The 4,596-nt window shown below is 34.9% G+C and carries 3 protein-coding genes; 2 read left to right on the top strand and 1 reads right to left on the bottom strand.

Annotated elements, in window-relative coordinates; genetic code table 11:
- Positions 1-563 (top strand): restriction endonuclease subunit S (locus B4D49_RS08385; protein ID WP_286784098.1); only part of this gene is annotated, 563 nt, incomplete at its 5' end.
- A 6-nt stretch (positions 564-569) separates the two neighbouring features.
- Positions 570-3,515, top strand: coding sequence for a type I restriction endonuclease subunit R (locus B4D49_RS08390; protein WP_286784099.1), 2,946 nt, complete (start codon positions 570-572; stop codon positions 3,513-3,515).
- A gap of 41 nt (positions 3,516-3,556) precedes the next feature.
- Here the strand turns inward: B4D49_RS08390 and B4D49_RS08395 are convergent, their stop codons facing one another.
- A complete protein-coding gene (locus tag B4D49_RS08395) occupies positions 3,557-4,483 on the bottom strand; it encodes a site-specific integrase (RefSeq protein ID WP_252526940.1) in 927 nt (308 codons plus the stop codon).
- Positions 4,484-4,596 lie beyond the last annotated feature (113 nt).

The raw sequence follows: 4,596 nt of genomic DNA on the forward strand, positions 1-4,596 counted from the left end.
ACGATTGGGAACAGCGTAAGGTTGATGAGGTTACAACATCTTACTCTGGCGGCACACCCCAAGCTGGCAATTCAGAATACTATGATGGAACAATTCCTTTCATTCGATCAGGTGAAATTTACAAAAATCATGCTGAACTTTTTATTACCCAGAAAGGTTTAGAAAATTCATCAGCAAAAATGGTATCTAGGGGAGATATTTTATATGCGCTATATGGAGCTACAAGTGGTGAAGTTAGTCGTTCAAACATTAATGGAGCTATAAATCAAGCGATATTAGCTATTACTCCTAATAAAGGATATAATGCTGATTTCATAGTTGAATGGTTTAGGAATGAGAAAGAAAATATCATTGATAAATATCTCCAAGGGGGACAAGGAAATCTGTCTGCACAGATAATTAAAAATTTAGAAATTCCTTTTCCGACATTTGAAGAGCAAGAGAAAGTTGGAGAAATTTTTACTGAATTAAATCACCTCATCACTCTTCATCAACGTAAGTGTGAACAGTTAAAAGAATTGAAAAAATTCATGTTACAAAACATGTTTCCAAAGAAAGGATAAGAGATTATGGCAGAATTAGAATCAGTTTTAGAACAAAAACTGATTGATCAACTGTGTCAAGGCGAGTCTCAATGGACTTATCGCCCTGATATTAGAACAGAAGAGGAGCTTTGGGATAATTTCAGATATATTCTTGAACAAAACAACAAAGCTAAATTAAATGATGGTCGTCTAACTGATAGTGAGTTTGCTAAAATTAAAAATGATTTATCACACGCTTCTTTTTACGATGCAGGAAAATGGCTGGTTGGTGAAAATGGTCAAGTATATGTGCATGTTCAACGTGGTAATGAAACGCTCCACTTATTGGTTTTAAATAATGAGCATGTTGCAGGTGGGACAAGCGTCTATGAAGTTATTAATCAATATCAAGCTTTTGGCGACGAAGATGATGCGCGTGACAGACGTTTCGATGTCACTTTACTCATCAACGGAATTCCGATGATTCATATTGAATTAAAAAACAAAGATCATTCTTATATGGACGGATTCCATCAAATCAAGAAATATATTGCTGAAGGCAAGTTCCGTGGCCTCTTCTCAAATGTTCAAATGTTTGTTGTCAGCAACGGTGTTGATACTAAATACTTCTCAGCTGCTAGAGACAATGAGTTAAATAAAAAATTCTTAACAGGTTGGATTGATAGCAAAAATCGACCAGTTCCTGATTTTCTTGACTTTGCCAAAGCAGTACTAAGAATTCCAGAAGCTCATGAAATGGTAACTAAGTATATCGTACTTGATAATGACAAGAAAAAGCTTTTGGTTTTACGTCCATACCAAATCCATGCTATCGAAGCTATGCGTGATGCTTCAAAACATGGGAAATCTGGATTTATTTGGCATACGACAGGTTCTGGTAAGACAATGACGTCTTACAAAGCGACTCGTAATCTTTTGATGGACATTCCATCGATTGAGAAAACAATCTTTCTTATTGACCGAAAAGACCTTGATTTGCAAACAAAATTAGCTTTTCAGTCGTACGCTGATAATGATACGATTGATGTTGATGACACAGAAAATGTCAATTCGCTGATTAAAAAGATGACTGATGGTAAACGTCAGATGATTGTAACCACGCGTCAAAAAATGCAAACAATGATCAATAAGCGTTTGACAGAGGGAACACCAGAGTATAACAAGATTCGTGCTTTAAAAGTTGCTTTTGTTGTCGATGAATGTCACAGGGCAGTAACCCCACAGACTAAACGAGATATTGAAGCTTTCTTTGCCAATTCATTGTGGTTCGGTTTTACAGGAACCCCAATCTTTGAAGCCAATAAATACGAGCAAAAAGGTGATTTAGCACAAACGACACAACAACTATACGGTAATTGCTTGCACAGCTATACTATCAAAGAAGCGATTCATGATGGAGCGGTACTTGGTTTTATGGTCGAAACACTTGGTAAAAACGGGCTTACTCCAGAAGAAGAGGAGCGTACCTATGGAAAAGAAGCTCATATGCGTCAAGTTTTAGATGTTATTTTGAACAAATCTTTTGCCAAATTTGGTATGGAAAAAGGTAGAGGTGAGACCTATGAAGCTATGTTTACTGTAAGTTCGATTGAACAAGCTCAGAAATACTATGAATTGTTAAAATCAATTAAAGCTGGTAAGGATGAGCTAAAAATAAGTGATGACATTCGTCGTGCTTTACCTGATTTCCCAAAATTTGCGATTACTTATTCAGTTACTGAAAACGATGAAGCTTCTAAACTTAATCAAGATAAGATGAAAGAAGCTTTGGACGATTATAATGATATGTTTGGTACAAATTATAATCTGGCGGGTATCAATGCTTACAATGCTAATTTGAACGATCGCTTAGCGCGTAAAGAGAAAAAATACTTAAATCGTAGTCAGCAACTTGATATCGTTATTGTTGTCGATAGACTTTTGACGGGATTTGATGCTCCTTGTTTGTCAACACTTTTCATTGATCGTCAACCGATGTCTCCTCAAAACTTGATTCAGGCTTTTTCACGTACTAATCGTCTTTTTGATACTAAAAAGCAATATGGCCAAATTGTAACTTTCCAATCTCCGCAAGCTTTCAAGGAAGCTATTGATTCAGCGCTAGCATTATATTCACGTGGTGGAGAAGGAAAACCATTAGCAGAAGACTACGAGGCTGTTAAGGAAGAATTTGTTACTTCGTTAAAATCTGTCCGTAATCTAGCAGATACTCCTCAAGATGTTATCGGATTATCTGAAAAACAAAAGAAACAATTTATCTTTGTCTTTAGAGATTTGGACCGCTCATTTAATCATTTAAAAGCATTTTCAACTTATGATCCACAAATTTTGAAAGATAATCATTTTTCACAAGAAGAATATGAAGATTATGCAGCGGTTTATAAAAATGTTTTGGCAGAACTAAAAGAAGATAAACCGGAAGACAAAGTAGACGATGAGCCAATCATAGATGATTATGAATTAGTCGCTTTTGATAAGATAAAAGTTGACTATGACTATATCATTGATTTGATTAGCGGTTTTGTTGATTCTCTTGGTGATGTTGAGAGTGAAGCGGAATACAATAAAAAACTTAATGAAATCAAAGAAATTATAGCGGCATATTCTGAAGATAATCCAAAACTTGGTGCATTGTTAGAAGGTGTTCTTGAAGATATTGTAAATAATAGTGAAAAATACGAAAATCAAGATGTATCAGTTATCATTAATCAAATGCGACAATCGGCAATTGACAAAGAAATTAGAATGTTCTCTGAAAAATGGTTTGTAGATTTTGATGATGTCAAATATGAAGCCTATCATTTCAAAGATGGTAAACTAGCTAATGAAAGTAAATTGAAAGAAAAAGCTGATTATGCAGCATACAAAGAAGCAACAGAAGAGCCTGTTAAAAAATTCAAGTTCTTTAGTGCTATGATTAAAGATTTTAAAGAAAATTTGATGCCAGAAATAGCACCATTATTTAATTAATGAAATAGACCCTGAAGTAGCAATACTTCAAGGTCTATTTTTTACGAATTTAAACTTGATAATGACCGCATGATAATATCGATATCTTTGCTTTCAAGTTCGTTAATGATGTGAAGATATGTTTTTTGAGTTGTCGTCATATTAGAGTGTCCTAGTCGTCTAGCCACACTTGCTATAGAAACGCCTGCAAAGAGCAGTAGTGAAGCGTGTGTATGTCGTAAACCATGGATAGAAATAATTGGAACACCAGCATTTTTACAATGGCGTGCTAGGCGGTCATTGACAGTAGAATTGTATACTTTTCCTTTTACAAAAATAGGTTTGTCTTCGGGTAAACTTTTTAAAAGCTCAGCAAATTGGATAACAGTTTGCCAATCAATAGGGATTTTACGAACAGAAGATTCGTTTTTAGTGGGTAGAAAGCCACCATTTTCTTTATAATTCCATGTTTTCGAGACGGAAAGTGTTTGTCGGGTTAAATCAAAATCTTTTGGGGTAAGCGCTAAAGCCTCAGAAAATCGCAAGCCTGTTTTGGCAATAAGAAGAATGAGCCAATCCATATTGATCTCACTTTTTAAATCCAAATCATCAAGAAGTTTGTGGAGTTCATATTGATTGAGAAATTTAGGCTTCTTTTCGCGTGGCTGTTTTCCCTTGATAATAGCCTTTCGAGTTGGATCTCGGGGAATTAACCCTTCATCTACCGCATCAAGAATAGCACATTTTAAATGATGATGAAAATCCATAGTCGTCTGTCTTTCGTGGACACTAGCGTATTGATTTAATATTTTTTGATAAGAAATACGGTCTAAATGTTGTATCTGTAATTTTGGAACAAGTTTTTCAAGCCACCGATAAGCCATATAATATTTTTGCATTGTAATCGGGCGAATAGCCCCTTCTTTATAAACCATAATCCATTGTTTGTAGTAGTCACAAAATAACATCTTTTCAGAATTGATTATCATTTCATCCATTTTAAATATAAACCTCCTATCAATAATGTATCACAACCATCATAAAAAGTGTGATTTGAGGAAAATAGACACGAAAAATACTTACGCTGATGAAGAGTGATGAG

The organism is Streptococcus sp. UBA4344 (assembly GCF_002393675.1).
Lineage (GTDB): Bacteria > Bacillota > Bacilli > Lactobacillales > Streptococcaceae > Streptococcus > Streptococcus vicugnae.

What these genes read in the sequence shown, in the direction of transcription:
- B4D49_RS08390 (WP_286784099.1), top strand. Translation starts at nt 570, where the DNA reads ATGGCAGAATTAGAATCAGTTTTAGAACAAAAACTGATTGATCAACTG.
- B4D49_RS08395 (WP_252526940.1), bottom strand. Translation starts at nt 4,483, where the DNA reads ATGATAATCAATTCTGAAAAGATGTTATTTTGTGACTACTACAAACAA.